15 protein-coding genes are annotated in these 19,371 nt (G+C 71.0%); 9 read left to right on the top strand and 6 right to left on the bottom strand.

The window, feature by feature from the left end; translation table 11 throughout:
* The first annotated feature begins 354 nt into the window (after window positions 1–354).
* The 6 genes from ACQP1S_RS05615 (at window position 355) to tmk (ending at window position 8,962) form a co-directional block, all read left to right on the top strand.
* Complete coding sequence (locus ACQP1S_RS05615) at window positions 355–1,116, top strand: DUF5919 domain-containing protein (RefSeq protein WP_432903746.1); 762 nt, start codon at window positions 355–357, stop codon at window positions 1,114–1,116.
* Window positions 1,113–1,928, top strand: a complete 816-nt coding sequence (locus tag ACQP1S_RS05610) for an inositol monophosphatase family protein (RefSeq protein WP_432903743.1) — start codon at window positions 1,113–1,115, stop codon at window positions 1,926–1,928. The genes ACQP1S_RS05615 and ACQP1S_RS05610 overlap by 4 nt, the downstream gene beginning before the upstream one ends.
* An 811-nt stretch (window positions 1,929–2,739) precedes the next feature.
* A complete protein-coding gene (locus ACQP1S_RS05605; RefSeq protein ID WP_432907824.1) occupies window positions 2,740–5,799 on the top strand; it encodes a DUF3427 domain-containing protein in 3,060 nt (1,019 codons plus the stop codon).
* Window positions 5,800–6,058: 259 nt separating this feature from the next.
* Window positions 6,059–6,862, top strand: a complete 804-nt coding sequence (locus ACQP1S_RS05600) for a hypothetical protein (RefSeq protein ID WP_432903740.1) — start codon at window positions 6,059–6,061, stop codon at window positions 6,860–6,862.
* A 61-nt stretch (window positions 6,863–6,923) separates the two neighbouring features.
* On the top strand, window positions 6,924–8,309 hold the full coding sequence (locus tag ACQP1S_RS05595) for a B12-binding domain-containing radical SAM protein (RefSeq protein ID WP_432903737.1): 1,386 nt from the start codon (window positions 6,924–6,926) through the stop codon (window positions 8,307–8,309).
* Window positions 8,306–8,962, top strand: coding sequence for a dTMP kinase (tmk, locus tag ACQP1S_RS05590; RefSeq protein ID WP_432903735.1), 657 nt, complete (start codon window positions 8,306–8,308; stop codon window positions 8,960–8,962). Before ACQP1S_RS05595 ends, tmk begins: the two co-directional genes overlap by 4 nt.
* On the opposite strand, the gene ACQP1S_RS05585 is transcribed toward tmk, so the two are convergent.
* Window positions 8,920–9,477 (bottom strand): class IV adenylate cyclase, encoded by a 558-nt coding sequence (locus ACQP1S_RS05585; protein ID WP_432903732.1) that lies wholly within the window; start codon window positions 9,475–9,477, stop codon window positions 8,920–8,922. The two genes, tmk and ACQP1S_RS05585, sit on opposite strands and share 43 nt — an antisense overlap.
* A gap of 103 nt (window positions 9,478–9,580) precedes the next feature.
* Window positions 9,581–13,885, bottom strand: a complete 4,305-nt coding sequence (locus ACQP1S_RS05580) for an AAA domain-containing protein (RefSeq protein WP_432903729.1) — start codon at window positions 13,883–13,885, stop codon at window positions 9,581–9,583.
* 144 nt (window positions 13,886–14,029) lie between these two features.
* On the opposite strand from ACQP1S_RS05580, the gene ACQP1S_RS05575 reads away from it, so the two are divergent.
* Window positions 14,030–14,398 (top strand): VOC family protein, encoded by a 369-nt coding sequence (locus ACQP1S_RS05575; RefSeq protein WP_091251467.1) that lies wholly within the window; start codon window positions 14,030–14,032, stop codon window positions 14,396–14,398.
* Window positions 14,399–14,554: 156 nt separating this feature from the next.
* Here ACQP1S_RS05575 and ACQP1S_RS05570 read toward each other — a convergent pair whose 3' ends face one another.
* Window positions 14,555–15,718 carry a phosphotransferase family protein gene (locus ACQP1S_RS05570; RefSeq protein ID WP_432903726.1) on the bottom strand — a complete coding sequence of 388 codons (1,164 nt, stop codon included), beginning with the start codon at window positions 15,716–15,718 and terminating at the stop codon, window positions 14,555–14,557.
* 89 nt (window positions 15,719–15,807) lie between these two features.
* Complete coding sequence (locus ACQP1S_RS05565) at window positions 15,808–16,521, bottom strand: TetR/AcrR family transcriptional regulator (RefSeq protein WP_432903723.1); 714 nt, start codon at window positions 16,519–16,521, stop codon at window positions 15,808–15,810.
* A 110-nt stretch (window positions 16,522–16,631) separates the two neighbouring features.
* Between ACQP1S_RS05565 and ACQP1S_RS05560 the strand changes: the two genes are divergently transcribed.
* Window positions 16,632–16,865, top strand: coding sequence for a hypothetical protein (locus tag ACQP1S_RS05560; protein ID WP_432903720.1), 234 nt, complete (start codon window positions 16,632–16,634; stop codon window positions 16,863–16,865).
* Between the two features lie 112 nt (window positions 16,866–16,977).
* Here the strand turns inward: ACQP1S_RS05560 and yidD are convergent, their stop codons facing one another.
* On the bottom strand, window positions 16,978–17,361 hold the full coding sequence (gene yidD / locus ACQP1S_RS05555; RefSeq protein WP_091251460.1) for a membrane protein insertion efficiency factor YidD: 384 nt from the start codon (window positions 17,359–17,361) through the stop codon (window positions 16,978–16,980).
* 208 nt (window positions 17,362–17,569) lie between these two features.
* Between yidD and ACQP1S_RS05550 the strand changes: the two genes are divergently transcribed.
* Window positions 17,570–17,998, top strand: coding sequence for a VOC family protein (locus ACQP1S_RS05550; protein ID WP_432903717.1), 429 nt, complete (start codon window positions 17,570–17,572; stop codon window positions 17,996–17,998).
* Window positions 17,999–18,147: 149 nt separating this feature from the next.
* On the opposite strand, the gene ACQP1S_RS05545 is transcribed toward ACQP1S_RS05550, so the two are convergent.
* Window positions 18,148–19,233 (bottom strand): hypothetical protein, encoded by a 1,086-nt coding sequence (locus ACQP1S_RS05545; RefSeq protein ID WP_432903714.1) that lies wholly within the window; start codon window positions 19,231–19,233, stop codon window positions 18,148–18,150.
* Between the last annotated feature and the right edge of the window lie 138 nt (window positions 19,234–19,371).

Genomic DNA, 19,371 nt, shown 5'->3' with positions numbered 1-19,371 from the left:
GCTCGGGCGTGGCCGTCGGCTGGGATGGGAAACCTGTTGCGGCGGTAGTCATGGTGTCTGCGGCCCCTGCACGTCGCGGAAGTGGTGACGGGCACCGGGGCGGGCGGGGACGAGGTCGTGTCGTTCGGGTCGACACGCCCCGGAGCCCAGCACCCGCCCCGGGCCATGCATTCACCCTGGTCAGGCGATCCCGCAGACGACATGACCACGGACTGCACCTCCACGGTCACCGCGCTGCACGGACTGCCGATACAGTGCACGTTGACCTAACTCGACATGAGCTGAGGCGGCACCATGACGACCGTGCAGCGATGGAGCGGTCAGGAGAGCAGGACCCTCCGCCACGCACTCCGGATGAGCATCCGCGACTTCGCGTCACATCTCGGCGTGGCTGAGCGGACAGTGTCCAAGTGGGAGGCCGGCGGCGCTAGTGTCACCCCACGCCCTGAGATGCAGTCAGCGCTCGATACCACGCTGGGCAAGGCTCCTGCGGAAGCACGGGACCGTTTCGTGGCCACGCTGCAAGCCGCAGCACCGTCCCCCACTGTCGCGCCTTATCCGCCGGTTAGCGACGCAACGCAGCTCGGTGACCTCGTCGCCGTCTTTTCGAGCCGCTCAGAGTTCTCCACCCAGATCTCGCCCGACCATCTTCTGGGCGGCGCAACGATGGTTCGCGCTATCGGGCTCTCGCTCAACCTGCTTGCCCAGGGCTTCGCCGACAGCCAGTGGCGTGGCCTACTCGGAGCAGGTGGACGAGCCCGCTGCCTGTTCCTTGATCCCGCAGGGCCGGCCGTGCAGGCACGCGAGGCAGAGGAAGGATTCACACCAGGTCAGCTCTCCGGGCTGACCAAGCTGAACATCGAGACGCTGATGCGGGTTCGCGAGCGGCTGCCGGAAGGACTACGCGATCACCTGGAACTGGCCGTCTACGACGACACACTCCGCTTCAACGTGGTCTTGGCGGATGACCTCTGTGTGGCGCAGCCGTACCTGCCGGTGAGCCGAGGGGTCGATTCTCCGACCTTCGTGGTCAGACGGCAGGATGACCGGTCCTGCCTGTATCCGATCTTCGAGCAGTTCTTCGAGGCGCAGTGGCAGCGAGGCCGGCAGTTATGAGCGACCTGCTTCCGGTGGCCGAGGAGGCAGTGGCACGGGCAGCCGAGATGATGCGGCACCGCTCCCCCGGTGCCCTCACCGCCAAGGGCGAGCGGGACTTCGCGTCGCAGCTCGACTACGAGATCGAGCGGGAGGTTCGCGCGTTCCTCCAGGCCGCTACTCCCGAGATCGGGTTCCTTGGTGAGGAAGGCGGGGTCCAGGCCACTGGCGAGATGCAGTGGGTGCTCGACCCGATCGACGGGACGGCCAACTTCGTGCGCGGCATTCCGCTGTGCGCGGTGTCGCTGGGGCTGTTGCACGGGGATGACGCAGTCCTCGGCGTCATCGAGGCACCCTTCCTGGGGAACCGGTATGTCGCCGCCCGTGGCGACGGCGCGACAGTCGACGGGAAGCCCATTCGGGTCAGCGACACCAGCAGGCTGAGCGATGCGGTGGTGGCGATCGGCGACTACGCCGTCGGCTCGGACGCCGCCATCAAGAACCGGGCGCGTCTCGCTTTGACGGCACGGTTGGCCGAGGCGGTGCAGCGAGTGCGGATGACCGGGACCGCCGCGCTGGACCTGGCCTGGCTTGCCGAAGGCCGGATCGACGCGGCGCTTACCCTGTCCAACCATCCGTGGGACATGACGGCCGGAGTGGCAATCGCTCGCGAGGCGGGCGCTGTCGTTGTGGACCGAGACGGAAGCGGACACTGCCCACGCTCGTCCGTAACCCTCGGCTTAACTCCCCGTCTGGTGGAGGAGGCGCTGACGCTGGTCGGCGCAGTCTCTCGGACGGCTGACCAGAGGCGTCATCGCATCCGCGCAACGTGACGGCGCACGGCCGGCGGCATGAGCGCGCTCCGACCATTCCAGGTTGCCCGAACGACGTAGCTTGGATGATGGCGCCTACGAGTTAATGGCATGGCCCGCCCTTCCGAACAGGAGAGCTATGGACGCAAATTCGATAACTGCCATTTCTGCAACTGTGATTGCCATCGCCTCACTTGTAGTCTCGATCACCGAAGCAAGGGCAAGCCGAAGGCACAACTTCCAATCGGTTCGTCCGTTGCTGAGCCTGGACTGCCTCCGGACGGATGGCGGCCTGACAGGAATCCGAATCCAAAATGCCGGCCTCGGACCGGCCATTATTCGGAAAGCTACGCTTTATCTCGACGGCGAGGAGGTCGGGCCGTGGGAGAAGCAGGCTGTCGATCACCTGCGGAGCACGTTCGCAGTCTTGCCTAACTTTACATCTCTTCGCCGAGGCAGACCCATTCCAGTCGGCCGAGAACTGATAATCCTTGCCGTAGAGTCTTACGACCCGGCGAGAGACGACGAATTTTGGACGGCGGTAACGCAACGGATCAGGATTCATGTGCAGTACGAGTCGATTTATGGCGATAAACAGCATGAAGCACGGTTTGAAGGGTCACCTCGCCATAAAATCGAACTGGCTAGATCAAGACAGGGATGATGTCAATTTTCGCACTGCAGTGCGAATTTCGCTGGTCAGGCCAGCTGCTGGAACAACCAGGCGGCGCCCAGCGAGAGCAGTAGGACCTCAGATGGATGAGACCCCGTACTGTCAAAGAACTGACAGCCAACGCAGACACACCATGCCGGCCGCTACCTTGCCCGAGTGATGGATCTTGAGATGGGTGTCTACGAGCATCTGATCACTCGCCAGCTCGCCACCCATCTCCACCACCTCGACCCAGCCCACGTCCAGCACCACCCCCTCGACCCCGCCGACTCCCACCACCCCCTCACCCGCCACCTCTCCGCCCTGATCAGCCGGGCCCTGCAAGCCGTCCCCAACGGCGAGGACAAGCTCCGCCACCAGGTCGACCTGACCAACCGGATCGCCGAAGCCATCGCCACCCTCAGCCCCGCCGCGACCGACCAGCACGACCAGATCGCCGATGCCAGAAACCTCCTGCACGCCATCGCCGCCCCACCCACGCCCCCGGCGCAGCCGACCTTCCCGCAGCGCCCCACCACCCCGCTCTCCACCGGCGCGCTGCTGGTCAACGGCCGCCACCAGCCCCGCATCGGCCACGAGGTCAACCACGAGATGGCGTCGGCGGAACGGGTCGACCTGCTCTGCGCGTTCATCAAGTGGCACGGCCTGCGCATCGTCGAACCCGCCATCCGTGAGCTGATCCAGCGCGGCGGCAAGCTACGCGTCATCACCACCACCTACCTGGGCGCGACCGACCAACGCGCCCTCGACCGGCTCGCCGAACTCGGTGCCGACATCAAGGTCTCCTACGAGACCAGGACCACCCGACTACACGCCAAGGCGTGGCTGTTCCGCCGCCACCACGGGCTGACCACCGCGTACGTCGGGTCGAGCAACCTGTCGAAGGCCGCACTGGTCGACGGGGTGGAGTGGAACGTCCGGATCTCGAACGTCGAGCAGCCGCACGTCATCGACACGTTCACCGCCACCTTCGAGGACTACTGGAACGATCCGGCCTTCGAGACCTACGACGCCGGGCGGGACGCCGAGCGTCTGCGCCGTGCCCTCAGCGGGGAACGGCGCGAGGACTCGCCGACGCAGATCGCCAACCTGGATGTGCGGCCGTACCCGTACCAGGCGGAGATCCTGGCGGACCTGGACGCGGAGCGGCAGGTACACGGCCGGCACCGCAACCTGGTGGTGATGGCGACCGGCACCGGCAAGACGGTCGTCGCCGCCCTGGACTACCGACGCCTGCACCGCGCCGGGCAGGTCGACTCGCTGCTCTTCGTCGCGCATCAGGAGCAGATCCTGCGGCAGAGCCTGTCGACGTTTCGGCAGGTCATGGGGGACGGCAGCTTCGGCGAGACGCTGGTGGGCGGCCAGGTGCCGACGCGCTGGACGCACGTCTTCGCCTCCATCCAGTCGCTGCACCGGCGGGAGATCGACCCGCAGGCGTACGACATGGTGATCGTCGACGAGTTCCATCATGCGGAAGCGCCGACGTACGCCCGGTTGTTGGCGCGGCTCGCTCCGCGCGTACTGCTGGGGCTGACGGCGACGCCCGACCGGGCTGACGGCGGCGACGTGCGGCGGTGGTTCGACGGCCGGGCGGCCGTGGAGCTGCATCTGTGGGAGGCGCTGGAGCGGCAACTGCTCGCACCGTTCCAGTATTTCGGGGTACACGACGACACGGATCTGTCGCACCTGCGCTGGCGGCGCGGCCAGGGGTACGACCTCGCGGAACTCGACGGCGTCTACACCGGTGACGACGCGCGGGCGCGGATCATCCTCCGGGCCGTCCGGGACACTGTGGACACCGACCGAATGCGGGCGCTCGGGTTCTGCGTGGGTATCGGGCACGCCGAGTTCATGGCCGACTGGTTCACCCGGCACGGCGTACCGTCGGCGGCGGTGACCTCGCGGGTCGACCGGGCGGACCGGGACGGGCTGCTGCGGGAGTTCCGGGCCGGGAAGCTGCGGGTGCTGTTCACGGTCGACCTGTTCAACGAGGGCGTCGACCTGCCGATGGTCGACACGATCTTGATGCTGCGGCCCACCGAGAGCGCCACCATCTTCCTGCAACAGCTCGGCCGTGGACTGCGCCTCGACGACGACAAGCCGTGCCTGACGGTGCTCGACTTCATCGGTGGGCAGCACGCCAACTTCCGTTTCGACCTGCGGTGGCGGGCGCTGACCGGGGTCAGCCGCCGGGCCGTCAAAGCCGCCGTCGAGCAGGACTTTCCGTCGCTACCCAGCGGCTGCCACGTGCAGCTCGACCGGGTCGCCAAGGAGATCGTGCTCGACAACCTGCGCACCGCGCTGCCCACGTCCAAGAAGGGTCTGGTGGCCGAGCTGCGGCAGCTCGGTGACGTCAGCCTCGCCGAGTTCCTGCGGGAGACCGGCCTTGAGGTGGCCGACGTCTACCGGTCGGCGTCGGTCGGCGGGTGGGCCGGGCTGCGGCGGCTCGCCGGCCTGGACCTCTCCGCACCCGGCCCGGCCGACCGGGAGTTGGGCCGGGCCATCGGCCGGATGCTGCACCTGGACGACGTCGACCGGCTCGCCCTGCTGGCCCGGGTCGCCGCCGGTGACCCGCCACCGGACGGGCGACTATGGAACATGTTGCACTTCGACCTGTGGGGGCCGCAGGTGCCGCTGGCCGCCCGGGAGGATCGACTCAAGCGGTTGTGGGCAGAGCCGGCGCGGTGCGCCGAACTGCGTCAGCTCGTCGAGGTGTTGCGCGACGGCATCCACCGGGTCACCGCGCCCGTCGGGGTGCTACGGGTGCACGCCCGCTACAGCCGCAACGAGGCGTGCGCGGCGTTCGGGATGCCGAATCCCGGGTCGCTGCGGGAAGGCGTGAAGTGGCTGCCAGCCGAGCAGGCGGACCTGTTCTTCGTCACCCTGGTCAAGTCGGAGCAGCACTACTCCCCCACCACCATGTACGCCGACCGGGCGATCACCGAGCGGCTGTTCCAGTGGGAGTCGCAGAGCACCACGTCGGCCGGCTCGACCACCGGACAGCGCTACATCCACCACGCGGCACGGGGTTCGACGGTGCACCTGTTCGTGCGGGAGACCCGGGTGCCGGACCGGGACCTCGGCGCACCGGCCTACCTGTACGCCGGCCCGATGACCTACCAGCAGCACAGCGGGGAACGGCCGATGCGGATCGTGTGGGAGCTGGCGACCCCGCTACCCGCCGACCTGTACGCCGCGGCCCGCACCATCGCCGCCTGAGCGGTGGCGACACCGGGACGACTGATCCCGGTCCCGCTCGAAGCCGACCCGGGTCGCCTCATACCCCGCGCTCCGGGCTCGGCCAGCTGGCGGTCACGCAATCGTTCCAGTCGCCCCGATCACTCACCGTGCCGCCGCTGTTTCATGATGTGCTGCACCGCCATTCACCGCTCAAACGCTCGGCGAGCCGGGCGGTGACGCGGCGGCCACGGTGAGACAATCCCCGGATCGACCGCGAACGATCATACGGGGGCCCTCCATGAGCTTCGACTCTCTCATGACGGACCACCCCGCCTGGCAGGCAGCGGGCTCGGGCAGGGCTCGCGCACTGACCCTCGATACGGGTGCCGTGTGGATCGTCAAGGTTCGCGGTCAGCAGTTCACCACGACCCTGATACGCGGTGAACAGACAGCGCTGCCCCTGGAGGTCTTCTCGCTCCCTCCGGTGCCTCATCCCCAGGCTGATCCGATCCACACGTCACTGGCCAAGGTGGGATCGGTAGCACGCCTGCGCAGCCCGAACCTGTGGGAGGCGCTCGCGACAGCGATCATCCGGCAGGTGATCCGGGCGGGGCAGGCCCGAAAGTTGTACCGGGAGTTCTGCCTCCGCTTCGGAGACGTGATCGCACTATCCGATGAGACGGACCTTCACACTTTCCCATCCGCCGAACGTGTGCTAACTCTAAGCGATGACGACTTCACTGAAAGTGGCATGTCGTTCAAGCGCCGACCGCTTCGGCACGCCGCAACGGCATTCCTCAGCCACGGTGCGTCCTGGGTGGACCTCTCACCGCCAGTGCTGGTCAAGGAACTCCAAACCGTCTCCGGCATCGGACCGTGGAGTGCCGGGGCCGCTGTTGCCGACTGGAGCAACGACTGGGCCCTCTACCCCTACGCCGACCTGGCCGTCCGCACCTGGGCCCGACACGCGAACCCCCACCACCACTGGGCCTCTGACGAGCCGACTTTCGGCCGGCAGTGGCGGCGGGTGACCGGTGACCACCTGGCCACGTACACCCTCCTCACCCTTGCCTACGGCACCCAGCAGGCCGGAGCTGTCTGACCCTCCCATCCTCGGCGTCACCCCCGGCACACCAATTGATTTACTCCTGGTCAATGCCCCGTTGCGTGACTACACCCTCCGTCCCCGGGTCAACGACTTCACCCTGCCGGTACTCGGCATGGGCTACCTCGCCACCTATGCCGCCGCCCAAGGCTTCACCGTCGGCGTCCTCGACGGTGAAGCCCTCGGTCTCGGTATCACACAGATCCAGACCATGGTCAACGAGGCCGCGCCACGCTGGGTGGGCTTCAATCTGCTGGCACCGACCTACCAGCTGAGCGCTCGCATCGCTTCGGGACTCGACCCGGCGATCCAGCTCATGGTCGGCGGCCATCAGGCGAAAGCGATGCCGCAGGCCGTGATCGGGGACCCCCGGTTCGCCCGACTGGAAGCGCTGGTCCTCGGCGAAGGCGAAACCCGGGTAGCGGCGCTCCTCGAAGACCGCCGCAATCGGGTGCGGTTGCCCGGGGTGATGTGGCGGGATCCGGTGCTACGTACGCCGGTCACGGGCGGCATGCCGGGCATGGCGTGGCACCTGGCTCCCGACATCAATGCCCTGCCGTTCGTCGACCGTCGGTTCTTCTCTGCCGACCCGTACCGGCCGGAGGGTGGACCGCTTGAGGCGGCCATGGTGGGCGCACGCGGCTGCCCGTACGACTGTTCATTCTGCGGGGCAGCCGTCAGTGCCAACCCGGACGTCACCATCCGCACCCGCGAGCCGGCCAACATCATCGCCGAGATGGACGAATTGCACGCCTGCCTAGGCGTGACGGCGTTCCGGTTCGTGGACGACCTCTTCCTGGGCCACGAACGCTTCATCCGCCGATGCATGGCGGCGTTCTCCGAGGCGGGCATCGGCGACCGGTACCTCTGGGACGCCACTGGTCGTATCAACGTCCTCGCCCGGACCAGCGACGCCCTGCTGGAGACGCTCGCCGGCAACGGCTGTCGTGAGGTGGCCCTGGGCATCGAATCCGGCAGCGAGCGCCTACTCGGCCACATCGGCAAGCGGATCAGACCGGAACTGACGCGGAAAGTCGTGCACCGACTCACTCGCCTGGGCATCAGCGTCAAGGGCTACTTCATCCTCGGCCTGCCGACCGAGACACATGCCGAGCTGGAAGCGACCGTCCGACATGTCCACGAACTGTGGGATCTCGCCGAGAACATGCCTGGCAGTTTCCGGGCGAGCGTCTTCGAGTTCCGGCCCTATCCGGGCACCCCCGAGTGGCAGCGACTGATGGCGACCGGCCGGTACGACCCCGCCGATCTCCTCGACTACACGGCCGTAGACCTGACCGGCGACGGACTGGATGAGGCGATGCGCGCTCGCGACGAATTCAACTTCTCGGTGAATCTCCAGTTCGGAGAGGTCGAGCTACCCCAGGTACGACGCCAACTCGTCGAGTTGGCGCGCGCCCAGCATGAGCGGTCGTCCACCCGATGACCGGTCGGTTCATCGTCGTCGACGGCCCGAGCGGCGTCGGCAAGACGACCACTGTCGCACTGCTCGCCAACCTGGTGACCGCGGACGGATGGGAGGTCCACCGCACCAAGGAACCGAGCCACACCACGCTGGGCGAGACAGCACGACACGGCACGGACGAGTATCGCGGTCTGACGCTCGCCTGCCTGGTGGCCGCTGACCGCTACCACCACCTTGAGACCGAGATCCGTCCGGCACTCGCCGCCGGGAAGGTGGTCATCTGCGATCGGTATCTCGCCACCTCGTTGGTGCTGCAAAGACTCGACGGTGTCGACGGCCCGTTCATCTGGGCTATCAATCAGCACATCGAACGTCCGGATCTCACCATCATCCTCACCGGCGACCCGGTCCGCTCCCGCGCTCGAGCCGCCGCTCGCGGCATCCACAGCCGTTTCCATCGCGGGGGCCCGGAGGCAGGGCGGCAGGAACGGGAACGCTACGACCAGGTGGCGAAGGAGCTGACGGACGCGGGATTCCCCATCCACCGACACGAGATCGGTGAGCAGAAGCCCCAGGAGGTGGCGGCCGAGCTGCTGCTACGGGTCAGAGCGACGCTCACCGCGACCGGTGCTCAGCTGCCGACCGGCAACGCCGCGCGCAGCAACGAATCGTAGGTCTCAGTACTGCGCACCAGTCCCACGCCGAGCGTGCGGGCGAACCGGTCCAGCTCCTGCTGGACCTCGATCGCCGATCGATCACCGCCCACCATCACCTCGATCTCAAGGAACGCGCCGAGCCCGTCGACCTCGTCGATACAGAGCAGCATGTCGGCGATCCGGGCGGTGCGCCTGGTCTTCACGATGCGCGTGGTCGGATAGAAGCCCATCGCCAGGATCGCGGCGTGCATCGGCTCCCGGTCCAGGACCTCCGTCTCGTGCTCCGCGCAGGCCAACTCGTTCTCCAGGGGCCTTTTCACGCAGAAGGTGTGTCGTCCGTTCTCGGTGCGCAGCCGGGCGAACGCCGCACCCACCTTGCTCTGCCCATAGGTCCAGCCGTTGACCGCGTACGCCTGGTCTTCCTGACGAGTCGGCTCGGAGAGGACAGCGCCCCGAGCAGCCAGGGCCCGGGCCAGCGCCGCCGGTTCGGACACCTGATACTTGACCTCGATCTCCCGCAACAGGGTCGCCATCGCCTCTCCAGAAATCCGGTTGATCACGTACCGGATCACTCAATCACGGCGGCGACCCGCGACCCGGCCGACACCCGGGGGCGGAATGCGCCTATTACGACAGCTATCCGGGCGTGGAGGTCCCTGCTACCCGGCTCCCCTCGATGCCCAACTCCTCGATCCGCTGCCACAGCGGCATCAGCGCCGCCTCCGGGTCCCGGCTGAACACACTCCCCCGGATCCGGACGAACACGCAGTTGCCGACCCGTTCCAGCACCGCCTGCCGACGCATGTCGCTCTCCCACTGCTCCGGCCCGTGGTAGGCGTCCCCGTCACACTCGATCGCCAGCCGCCGCCCGTCCGGGGCGGGCAGCACGAAATCGATCCGGTACGAGCCGATCCGGAACTGCGGCAGCGGCCGGAACCCCCGGCGCAGCATCCGCCGCAGCACCTCGCGTTCGAAGTCGCTGTCGCAGCGCTTCTCCAGGTCGTCGTAGGACTCCTCGGCGGTGTTGACGTTCTGGCAGTAGCGCAGCAGCAGCCCCCGGGCGTCGTCGGCGCGCAGGTCGTCGGGTTGCACGGAGTGGAACACCCAGAGCTGGTCGCGGGCCCGGGAGGCGGCGACGTTGACCCGGCGGTGGTGGTCGCGTTTGGTGAAGGCGGCGACCGGCCCCTGGTGCGGGGAGACGACCGTCGACACCAGCACCACGTCGCGTTCGTCGCCCTGGAAGGTGTAGGAGTCGCCGACGCGCAGCCGGCGGCGTTCCATCTCCTCCTCGCCGATCTGCTCCCGCAGCCGGGCCAGCAGATAGAGGGCCTGCCCGCTGGTGCTGAGCAGGCTGACCACACCGACGCTGCGGCCCGCGTACGCCGGGTCGGCGACGATCGTGGCGACCCGCGCGACGAGGGCCTCGGCCTCGGCCACGTTGACGTTGCCGTAGCCGGGCAGGTCCTGGCGGATGCCCTCGGGCACGTGCACGGCGACGACCGGGTCGCCGATGCCGGCGGGCCGGTCGGTGCGCAGCGGTTCGATCTCGCCGCCGTAGTAGGTGTCGCTGGAGAACCCGATGATCGCCGGCACGGACCGGAAGTGCTCGGTGAGCAGGATCCGCTCGGGCGAGCGGCGGACCGCGTGGTCGTAGAGGCTGCTCTCCGGGTCGAAGTGCTCGGCCGACGGCACATCGACCAGGTGCGAGTTGATCAGGCCGGTGACGCTGCCGACGAAGGAGAGCTGCGGCCCGATCTGCTGGTCGTCGCCGACCACCACGGCCCGTTCGGCGAGGCTGAGGATCGGCAGCGCGAACAGGTCCGCCTGGGACGCCTCGTCGACGATGACGACGTCGAAGCGCGCGCCCCCGGCGAACTGTTCGATGGCCCGGTCGACGGACATCACCCAGACCGGCACGGCGTCCACGGCGGCGGCCATCGCCTTCTGCGCGTGGGCCTGCCACTGGGCGGCGTTCTTCCCGGTCCCCTTGCCGATCTTGCGCAGCGCGGTGGTCCAGTCGGCGAGGGCGGCCCGCCGCCGGTCGTCCAACGCCAGCGACACCTCCCACCAGGCGGAGGCCACCACGAGTTCCCTGGTGAGCTGCCGGATGCGTTCCCGGGTGCGGTCGACACGCCGGCCCAGGGCGACCGGGTCGACGCTGCCGACGACCTGGTCGAACCAGGTCTGCGCGCGCCGCCACCGCCACCGGTCGAGGCAGTCCGCGCCGGTGCCGTGCAGGGCGGCGGCAGTGCCGGCCTCCAGTTGGGCGGTCCAGTCGGGGGCGACGGGTCGCAGCCGGTCGGCGAGCTGGGCGAGGCGTTGCGCCTCGGGGCGCAGGGCGGCGAGCCGGCGCACCTCGTCGAGCAGGGCGTCCCAGCCGTCGAGGTCGCCCTGGTAGCTGTGGTCGAGCAGCCGCCACAGGTCGCTGGCGTCGGCGCCGGACATGCCGTGCTGCAGCAGCGCGTCGAGCCGGTGCTCCTCGGCGACCAGCTCGTCGTGGGCGAACACCGCCGTGGCCCGGCCGAGCAGGGCGATCAGCGCGGTCAGCCGGCGTACGTCGACGGTGTGCTCGGCGCGCGGCAGCAACCGGCGGACGACGCCCAGCAGGGCCGGCCAGCGCCGCCGGTCCCAGTCCAGCGCGGTGGCGGCGGCGGTGAGCAGCTGGCCGGTCCAGTACTCCGGCTCGTCGCCGACCTCGACCGGCAGCCCGAGCGACGCCCGCCACTCCGCCCACCGGGTGGCCAACGCCTGCCGCAGCCGACGCCGGGTGACGTACGCGACGACGATGTCGACGTCGTCGGCGCTGCGCAACACCTCGCCGTCGATCCGGCATTCGGTGGCGATCCGGGCCAGGGTGCCCTGGAAGAGCTTGCTGACGCCCTTGCCGGCGGCGAACCGCTGCCGCAGCTCGTCGAGCAGGGCCAGCAACCGGCGCGGCTCGGTCAGGTGGACCTCGGCGACGGTGACCTCGTGCCCGGCGATGACCCGGGCGGCGGCGGCCAGGTCGGCGAGCGCCTGCTGGCTGGCGGCGACGTGGTCCTCCCACCGGATCCGCCAGTTGGCGTCGGCCTGCAACAGGGTGCCGAGGCGGTCGGTCCACGCCCCCTCCCGCTCGGTGAGCAGGGTCAGCGCCTCCCGCAGCTGACCGCCGAGCTGCTCCACGGCGGGCTGCCCGACGGCGCGCACCTCGGCGACCAGCACCCCGGCGTCGGCGAGCCGATCCAGTTCGCGCCGGGTCGTGGCCAGCTCGTGGCGGTCGGCCCGGATCGCCTCGGCGGTCGGCAGGTCGGCCGCCGTCGGCAGCCGACGCAGCGCTTGGGCCCGGTCCTGTCGCCGGGTACGCCGGGCGATGTCGAGCAGTTCGCTGAACTCCTCGCCGGTCAGCGGGGCGTCGAGGGCGGGGGCGAGCGGGTCGGGGATGTCGCCGTAGCGGTCGGCCCGTTCCCGCAGCCAGACGCCGATGTCGCCGGGGGACAGCCGGATGCCGTCGATGTCGTACCGGGCGGACTCGTGCTCCGCCATCGCCCGCAGGCCGGCCAGGGCGAGCCCGAGGTCCCGCTCGGCCTCCTCCAGCTGCCGGCGCAGCCGGTCGACCTTCTGCTGCTCGGCGCGACGGTCCAGGGTGGCGCCCCGGTCGGAGAGCTCCCGGGCGGCGAGCTGGAGCTGCACGAGCTGGTCGGTGGAGCGGCCGAGCACCGCCAGGCAGAGCGGTTGGATCTCCGGTGGCAGGCCGTCGCGCAGCACCCGCAGCGGGTCCTCCTTCTGGGCGACGACGAGCACCCGCTTGCCGTGCGCCATCAGGTGGCAGATCAGGTTGCGGATGGTGTGCGTCTTGCCGGTGCCGGGCGGCCCCTGCACGGCGACGTTGCGGTGCTGGGCCAGCCGTCGGGCGATGGACTCCTGCGCCTCGTTGGTGGGCAACGGCATGAGCAGCCGCTCACCCAGCGGCTGCCACCGCTGCGGCTGGTCCTGCGGCATCTCCAGCCGGCTCGGTTCGTGGGCGAGGATGGCGGCCAACGCCCCGATGCCGGTGGTGTCGCCGGCCAGCAGCCGCTCCCGCAACTCCTCCAGGAACCGGCGCAGCATCCGCTGTCGGGGCCGGACGAACAGCACCCCGGTGTCGTGCACGTACGCGCCGGTGGGGGCGGGGGCGTCGGCGTCGCGCAGCACCGGGTCGTGGCCGAGCCGGCGCAACGCCCGCGCGAAGAACTCCCGCCGGTCCTCCTGCGCCCAGACGTCCAGGTCGAGCTGCCCGCCGGCCCCGGCCAGGGCCAGCAGTTGGCGCAGGTAACGCTCGTCGAGGCCGGTCAGCGGGTCGGTCTGCAACCGGGCCGGCCCCTGCGGCACGACCCGGACGACCGACCGGTCCGCGTCGAACTCGACGGCGACCGGGGTCACCACCAGCGGGTACTGCACCCGGTGGCCGGCGACCTCGGTGCGGATGACGCCGTGCCCCCAGACCAGTTCGTGACTGGCGGCGGTCATGTCGACCCGGTGCATCAGGTCGAACAGGGCGCGGTGCAGCTGGCGTACCCGGTCGGTGCGGGCGGCCTGCTCGGCCCAGGGCCGCCAGTCCTGCTCCCGCCACTGGTCGAAGCGGGGGCGCAGGCGCGCGATCGTCTCCTCGTCGCCGGTCAGCCTCGGCTCGGCCGGATAGGGCGGAGTGTCGGCGAGGTGCGCCACGAACTCGACGGGGGTCTTGAGCCGCCGGGGCGGCGCCGGCAACCCGACCTGCCACCAGCTGACCCCGTCGGCCGAGACGCCCAGCTGGCAGTCGGGGTGCTCGGGCAGGTCGTGCTGCCAGAACGCGTCGGTGGTGGGCACCGTCCGGGCCGGCTTCTCCAGCTGGGCGCGGACCGCCATCAGATAGTCGACCAGCGCGGTGGTGCGCTCCAGGATCAGCGCGGGCGTTTCAGTGTCGGGCGTGGCGCGGGGGAGCATGCGGCACCTTTGCTGGCTGTGGCGGTCCCCGGCACCCTACCGGCGAATTCCTCCCGGACGGGGCCTCCGGGCGGCATTCCTGACCGCGACCGTGTCGTAGGTCCGTTCTAGCCTGGGCCGGCAACCACATCGAGGGAGACCATCGTGCTCGACCACCTGGGCATCCAGGCCCGCGACATCCCCGCCAGCCTCGCCTTCTATGACGCCGTCCTCGCCCCGCTGGGCGCCCGCCGGATGTTGGAATACGGCGACGTGGTCGGCTACGGCGTCGAACGGCCCGACTTCTGGCTCAGCCCGACCACGGTGTCCGGCCCGGCCCACGAGGCGCACATCGCCTTCACCGCCGCCGACCGGGCCGCCGTCCGGGCGTTCCACGACGCGGCGGTGGCGGCCGGCGCCGAGGTGCTGCACGCCCCGAAGGTGTGGCCGGAATACCACCCGACCTACTTCGGCGCGTTCGTCCGCGACCCGGACGGCAACAACGTCGAGGCGGTCTGCCACCGGCCGGAGTGACGGTCCGCCACCCGGTCCGCCCGGCCACCACGGCTTCCCGACCCGGTGGGGCGGCGGCACCCCGGTTCGCGGCGGAGAGCCTGGACCCCCACCTGCACATCTCGGCTGCCTGACGCGGTGGGGTCGGCACATCTCGGCTGCCGCCCGCCGGGGCGGTCAGACCGGCTCGGCCGCCGCCCGCGCCAGGTTCTCCGGCACGTCCTTGACGTGATAGATCCGTTCGCTCGGCTCGATGCCGGCGAGGAACATCGCGTACACGGCCGCCATCCGCAGCCAGGCCACCGACCGCAGCAGCGTCACTGCCCGCTCCGGCCGGCAGCCGGGCACGTCGGCCCGCCAACGCGCGCACCAGTCGGCCACCAGGGCGGCGGCCAGCTCGGCGGGCAGCTGTTCGGTCAGCCGGAGGATGTCGAAGGCCGGGTGCCCGACGAACGAGTCACCCCAGTCGATGATGGTGTGCCGCGACCCGTCGGCGCGGACGTTGCCGGGGTGCAGGTCGCCGTGCACGAGGGTGTCCGGCAGCCCGCACCGGGCCACCTCGTCGAGCCGCGCCTCCAGCCCGGCGAGGAGCGGGTCGGCGGCGGGATGTGGGGCGAGCGTCGCGCGTAGCCACCGGGCCAGGGCGACGCCGCGCTGGTCCGGCACCCCGGCGGCGATCAGCCGGTCGACGGTGGGCGTCGTGCGTACCTGGAGGGCATGGTGTGCGGCGGCGATCGCGGCGCGTTCGGCGGCGTCGGCGCCGTAGCGATCCTCCCCCGGCACGTGGTCGAGCAGCATCCGCCCCTCGTCGGCGGCGGCGAGCAGCGTCGGCGTGGCCGGGTCGTCGGCCAACAGCCGCAGCACCGCCGCCTCGTGCCGGAAGAACACCGGCACCTGCTTGAGCCAGGCGGTGCCGTGCGGCCCGTCGAGCCGCCAGATCGCCGACAGGTTCCAGGTGCGCTCCTGGGTGACCGCCGTCGCCGGCCGGCCCAACCGGTCGAGCTGCGCGGCGGCCCAGGCCAGGCTCGCCGCCGGCCCGCCCGGCTGCGCGTAGGGCACCCGCAGCGGATGCGCCGCCGGCTCCACCGCCTCCACCGGCAGCAGCGGTACGCCCACCGGCCCGGATGCCTCGGCCAGGTAGCTGACGTGACCACCGGGTGGCCGGCCGCGCTGCCCGGCGAGCACCCGCAGCACGGTCACCTCGACGCCGTACGCCGCGCGGGCCCCGGCGACGACCGTCACCGTGTCCTGCCACCAGGGCACCGGCACGTCGAAGTCGGGCAGCGCGCCCAGCGTCCGGCCGGTGGTATCGACGAGGACGAGTCGGATGGTGCGGGACATGCCCCGGACGGTAGCGACGACCCGCCCGACAGGCGAGCCGAATATCGCCGGCGCTCCGTCCGGCAGCGGTCAGCCCGGGTGGGTGGCGGTCAGCTGCCCGGGTGGGTGGCGAGGATGGCGTCGAGGCCCCGGACGAAGAGGTCTTCGTCGCTCCACTGTCCGTCGTCGAGGTGGCCGGCGGCGATGAGGGTGGGGTAGGCGTCGGCGTTCGCCACGAGGTGTCGACGGGCGTCGGCGCGTACCTCGGGATCGTCGGTCTGCCGCCAGGTGGCCTCGGTGAGCGCCGCGCCGATCACGTAGTTGGCCACCAGCCGGGTCACCACGGCCAGGTGGACGCCGGTGAACCCGGCGCGGACCAACGCCGCCTGCAGGAACTCCGTGCGGGCGAGGACGTGCGGGCCGAGCATCGGACGGCCGATCAGGCTGGGCGCCCAGGGGTGGCGGAGCATCGCCGCCCGCCACCCGGAGGCCAGCGTGCGTACGTCGGCCCGCCAGTCGGCGTCGGCAGCGGGCAGCGGCACCTCGCCGAAGATCTCGTCGACGGCCAGGTCGAGGACGTCCTCCTTGGTGGTCACGTGCCAGTAGAGGGCCGTCGGGGTGACCGTGAGGCGCTCCGCCAACCGGCGCATGGTCAACCCGTCCACGCCGTGCCGGTCGAGCAGGGCCACGGCCGCCGCCACGATCCGCTCCCGGGTCAGCGGGGTGGTCCGGCGGTTGCGGACCGGCTCCTCGCGCAGCCAGACCGTGCCGGCCCGGCCTTCGTGCCGCCCGGCCGGTCGCCCGCTCAATTCGGTCGCGTCCACCTGCAGCATCCTAGTACCGTGGCCACTTAATTTAACGCTGTTAGATTAGACTCGGGCATGCCGCCGGCCGCACCCCCGGTGAGCGGCGTGGCTCTCCCGGAAGGACGGTGGTGACCGTGCCGCTGATGCGGATACAACTGGACAGCGACCGGCTCACCGCGCGCCGGGTGGTGGAGCTGCACCGGGCCGGAAAGACCCACCGCGAGTCCCGCGACGCCGCCCGCGCCGAGGTCTGGCGGCGGGGGCGCACCCCCGCCGCAGAGCCCGTCTTCGTCGGCATCACCAACGGCGATCCCGTCCGGCTCATCTACGACGTCGAGGTCTACCGGGACGTGACGTCGTGACGGCCGCCGGCACACGGTGTTCCCCTGGTCGGGGCGAGCACCGTGCGGCCGTCGGCCACGGGCGGCCGTCGACGCCGCAGGCGCACGGCCGGCAGCCGGGCCCGTGGGTTCGTCAGTGGACCGGGTCGTGGGTGCCGCGTGGGACACCCGGCCGGCAGCGGCGCAGCCGGTCCGCCGCCATCCGCCCGCCGACGGCCAGGCCGTACCGCTCGACGGCGGTCAGGCCGTAGGCGCTGCACGTCGGGGTGTAGCGGCACTGGCCCGGCCAGCGGTGCGACAACCAGCGACGGTAACCGAGGATCGCGGCCCGGCCCGCCCGGTCGACCACCGGCGCCCGGCTCACCCGCGCCGTGGTCGCGCCGAGGGTGAGCAGGAACGAGAACAGCCCGAAGTCACAGCAGGGCAGGCCGTCGCAGTCGCAGACGTCGCAGTCGGCGTCGCACCAGTCGCGCTTCTTCTTGCGCTGCTTGCGCTTGAAATGGATCACGCCGTACATGATGCGACGGCCGCGCCACCACGACGGAAGGCCGGCGGCCGGGCACTGTCCGACCAGCCCACCCTGCCCCGGCACGCGCTTGCCGCCCCGGCGATGCCCGCCGTGGGCGAGGTAGCGGCCACTACTTCGACCCTCCGGCGACGAGGCACCCCTGGGCCCGCCCGGGCCGGCCGACATCCCTCGACCCGTCCGGGGGTACGGTCCGGGGATGGAGCAGCGGATCAGTCTGGTCACGCTCGGGGTCGCCGACCTGCCCCGGGCCCGCGCCTTCTACGAGCGGCTCGGCTGGCGCGGCCAGGAGGTGCAGGAAACGGTCTTCTTCCAGGCCGGCGGGCTGGCCGTGGTGCTCTGGGGGCGGGCTGCGCTGGCCGCCGACGCCGGGGTGGCCGACGCCGGCCCGGGGGCGGCGTCACTGGCGCACAACGTCCACTCCCGGGCCGAGGTGGACGACATCCTGACCGTCGCCGCACAGGCCGGGGCCCGGATCACCCGGCCGGCGGCGGAGACCTTCTACGGCGGGTACGCCGGCTGCTTCACCGACCCGGACGGTCACCTGTGGGAGATCGCCTGGAACCCGGGCTTCCCGCTCGCCGAGGACGGCAGCCTCACCGTGCCGGACCTGACCCCACCGTCCTGACCGTGAGCGGGGCTCCGCTGGGCTGACAGCAGAGCCGCAAGCAGCAGACGGGCCGGCCACGGCAGCAGAGCAGAAGCGGCGAGACGGGCTGGGCCGGCAGCAGAGCCGGAACCACCGAGGAAGCCGGGCCGACGGGGCAGGTCGACCGGTCAGCGGTCGACGGTACGGCGTACCCCGTCGTGGCCGGCGCAGGGCTTCGGCCGGCCGCCGGTCAGGCTGACCGCGCCGTCGCGGCACAACACCAGGTAACCGCGCCCGGCCCAGAACTGCGGCACGCAGTCGAACCAGTCGCAGACCCGGTGGTCGGGCTCGCGGACCCGGTCGCCGCCGCAGTAGTCGTACCCCATCGGGTTGGCCGGCGCCCCGCAACGCCGCTCCCGCACCACGGACGGTGACGGGGCGGGCGACGGGGGGCGGGTGCGGGGCGGGGCAGGGGCGGCGGTGGCCGCCGCCGCCACCTCCGGGGTGACCGGCGGGTCGGACTCGACCAGCACCGCCGGCACCACCAGGGCCAGCATGGCGGCCACCGCGACGGTACGTCGACCGCCCGGGATACGGGCGCTGATCCGGGCCTGCGCGGGGGTGGCGATCGCCGGCCGGAACGGCGTGGTCTCGGCGTGTGTGGCGATCAGCTCGTCGAGTTGGGCGAGGACGGCGGCCCGCTGCTCGATGGCGTCGGCGAAGGCCAGGGTGAGCACGAACCGGAACTCGGCCGCCGCGCCCGGCGGCAGCAGCAGGCCGGAGGTCTGCCGCCGGTCCAGGACCTGGATCAGGGTGACCGGGGCCGCCGGGTCGTGCAGCAGCCCGGTCATCTTCCCGTACGCCCAGTCGCGCCGGCCGCGCCCGCCGACCAGGACCAGTCGACGGTTGGTGACCACCGCGATGCCGGCGTCGGTGACCCGCACCCCGTCGGGCAGCCGGTGGCGCAGCCGCCCCGGGTCCGCCTCGACGACCAGGTCGGGGGCGGGCAGCACGGCGGTGTGCCGGAGTTCGACCAGTTGGGCGCCGGGCATCGTCCAGAGGACGGCCTCGCCGGGACTCAACGCCAGCGGCAGGCCGACACCGGCCGACGCCGTGCCCCGCAGGCCGACGGCGAGGGCACGCAGCCGACGCAGTTCGTCGTCGCGGCGTCGCCAGGCCCGCTCGACGGTACGGAAGGCCCGCCGTCGTCGTTCGTTCTGCTGGCGTGCCCAGGTGTAACGCCAGGTGGAACCCGTCGAATCAGTCATCGCCACGCCGATCCCTCCGCCGCGCGAGCCACCAACCGGGGTGTTCACCCGGCTCAACGGCGGAGACAAGCCCGACGGACCCGACATTGCGGGTTTACCACCCGATCGGGGGATGAATTTCCTCCCAGAGTGGCGCATCGCGCG

Origin of the sequence: Micromonospora matsumotoense (assembly GCF_050951065.1) — a bacterium.
In the GTDB taxonomy this organism is placed as follows: Bacteria; Actinomycetota; Actinomycetes; order Mycobacteriales; family Micromonosporaceae; genus Micromonospora; species Micromonospora matsumotoensis.
This window is presented reverse-complemented; position numbering and strand designations above follow the sequence as displayed.

Coding starts and splice junctions, on each gene's coding strand:
- ACQP1S_RS05580 (WP_432903729.1), bottom strand. CDS start 13,885: ATGCTCCCCCGCGCCACGCCCGACACTGAAACGCCCGCGCTGATCCTG.
- ACQP1S_RS05600 (WP_432903740.1), top strand. CDS start 6,059: ATGAGCTTCGACTCTCTCATGACGGACCACCCCGCCTGGCAGGCAGCG.
- ACQP1S_RS05585 (WP_432903732.1), bottom strand. CDS start 9,477: ATGGCGACCCTGTTGCGGGAGATCGAGGTCAAGTATCAGGTGTCCGAA.
- ACQP1S_RS05615 (WP_432903746.1), top strand. CDS start 355: ATGAGCATCCGCGACTTCGCGTCACATCTCGGCGTGGCTGAGCGGACA.
- ACQP1S_RS05570 (WP_432903726.1), bottom strand. CDS start 15,718: ATGTCCCGCACCATCCGACTCGTCCTCGTCGATACCACCGGCCGGACG.
- ACQP1S_RS05550 (WP_432903717.1), top strand. CDS start 17,570: ATGGAGCAGCGGATCAGTCTGGTCACGCTCGGGGTCGCCGACCTGCCC.
- yidD (WP_091251460.1), bottom strand. CDS start 17,361: ATGTACGGCGTGATCCATTTCAAGCGCAAGCAGCGCAAGAAGAAGCGC.
- ACQP1S_RS05605 (WP_432907824.1), top strand. CDS start 2,740: ATGGATCTTGAGATGGGTGTCTACGAGCATCTGATCACTCGCCAGCTC.
- tmk (WP_432903735.1), top strand. CDS start 8,306: ATGACCGGTCGGTTCATCGTCGTCGACGGCCCGAGCGGCGTCGGCAAG.
- ACQP1S_RS05610 (WP_432903743.1), top strand. CDS start 1,113: ATGAGCGACCTGCTTCCGGTGGCCGAGGAGGCAGTGGCACGGGCAGCC.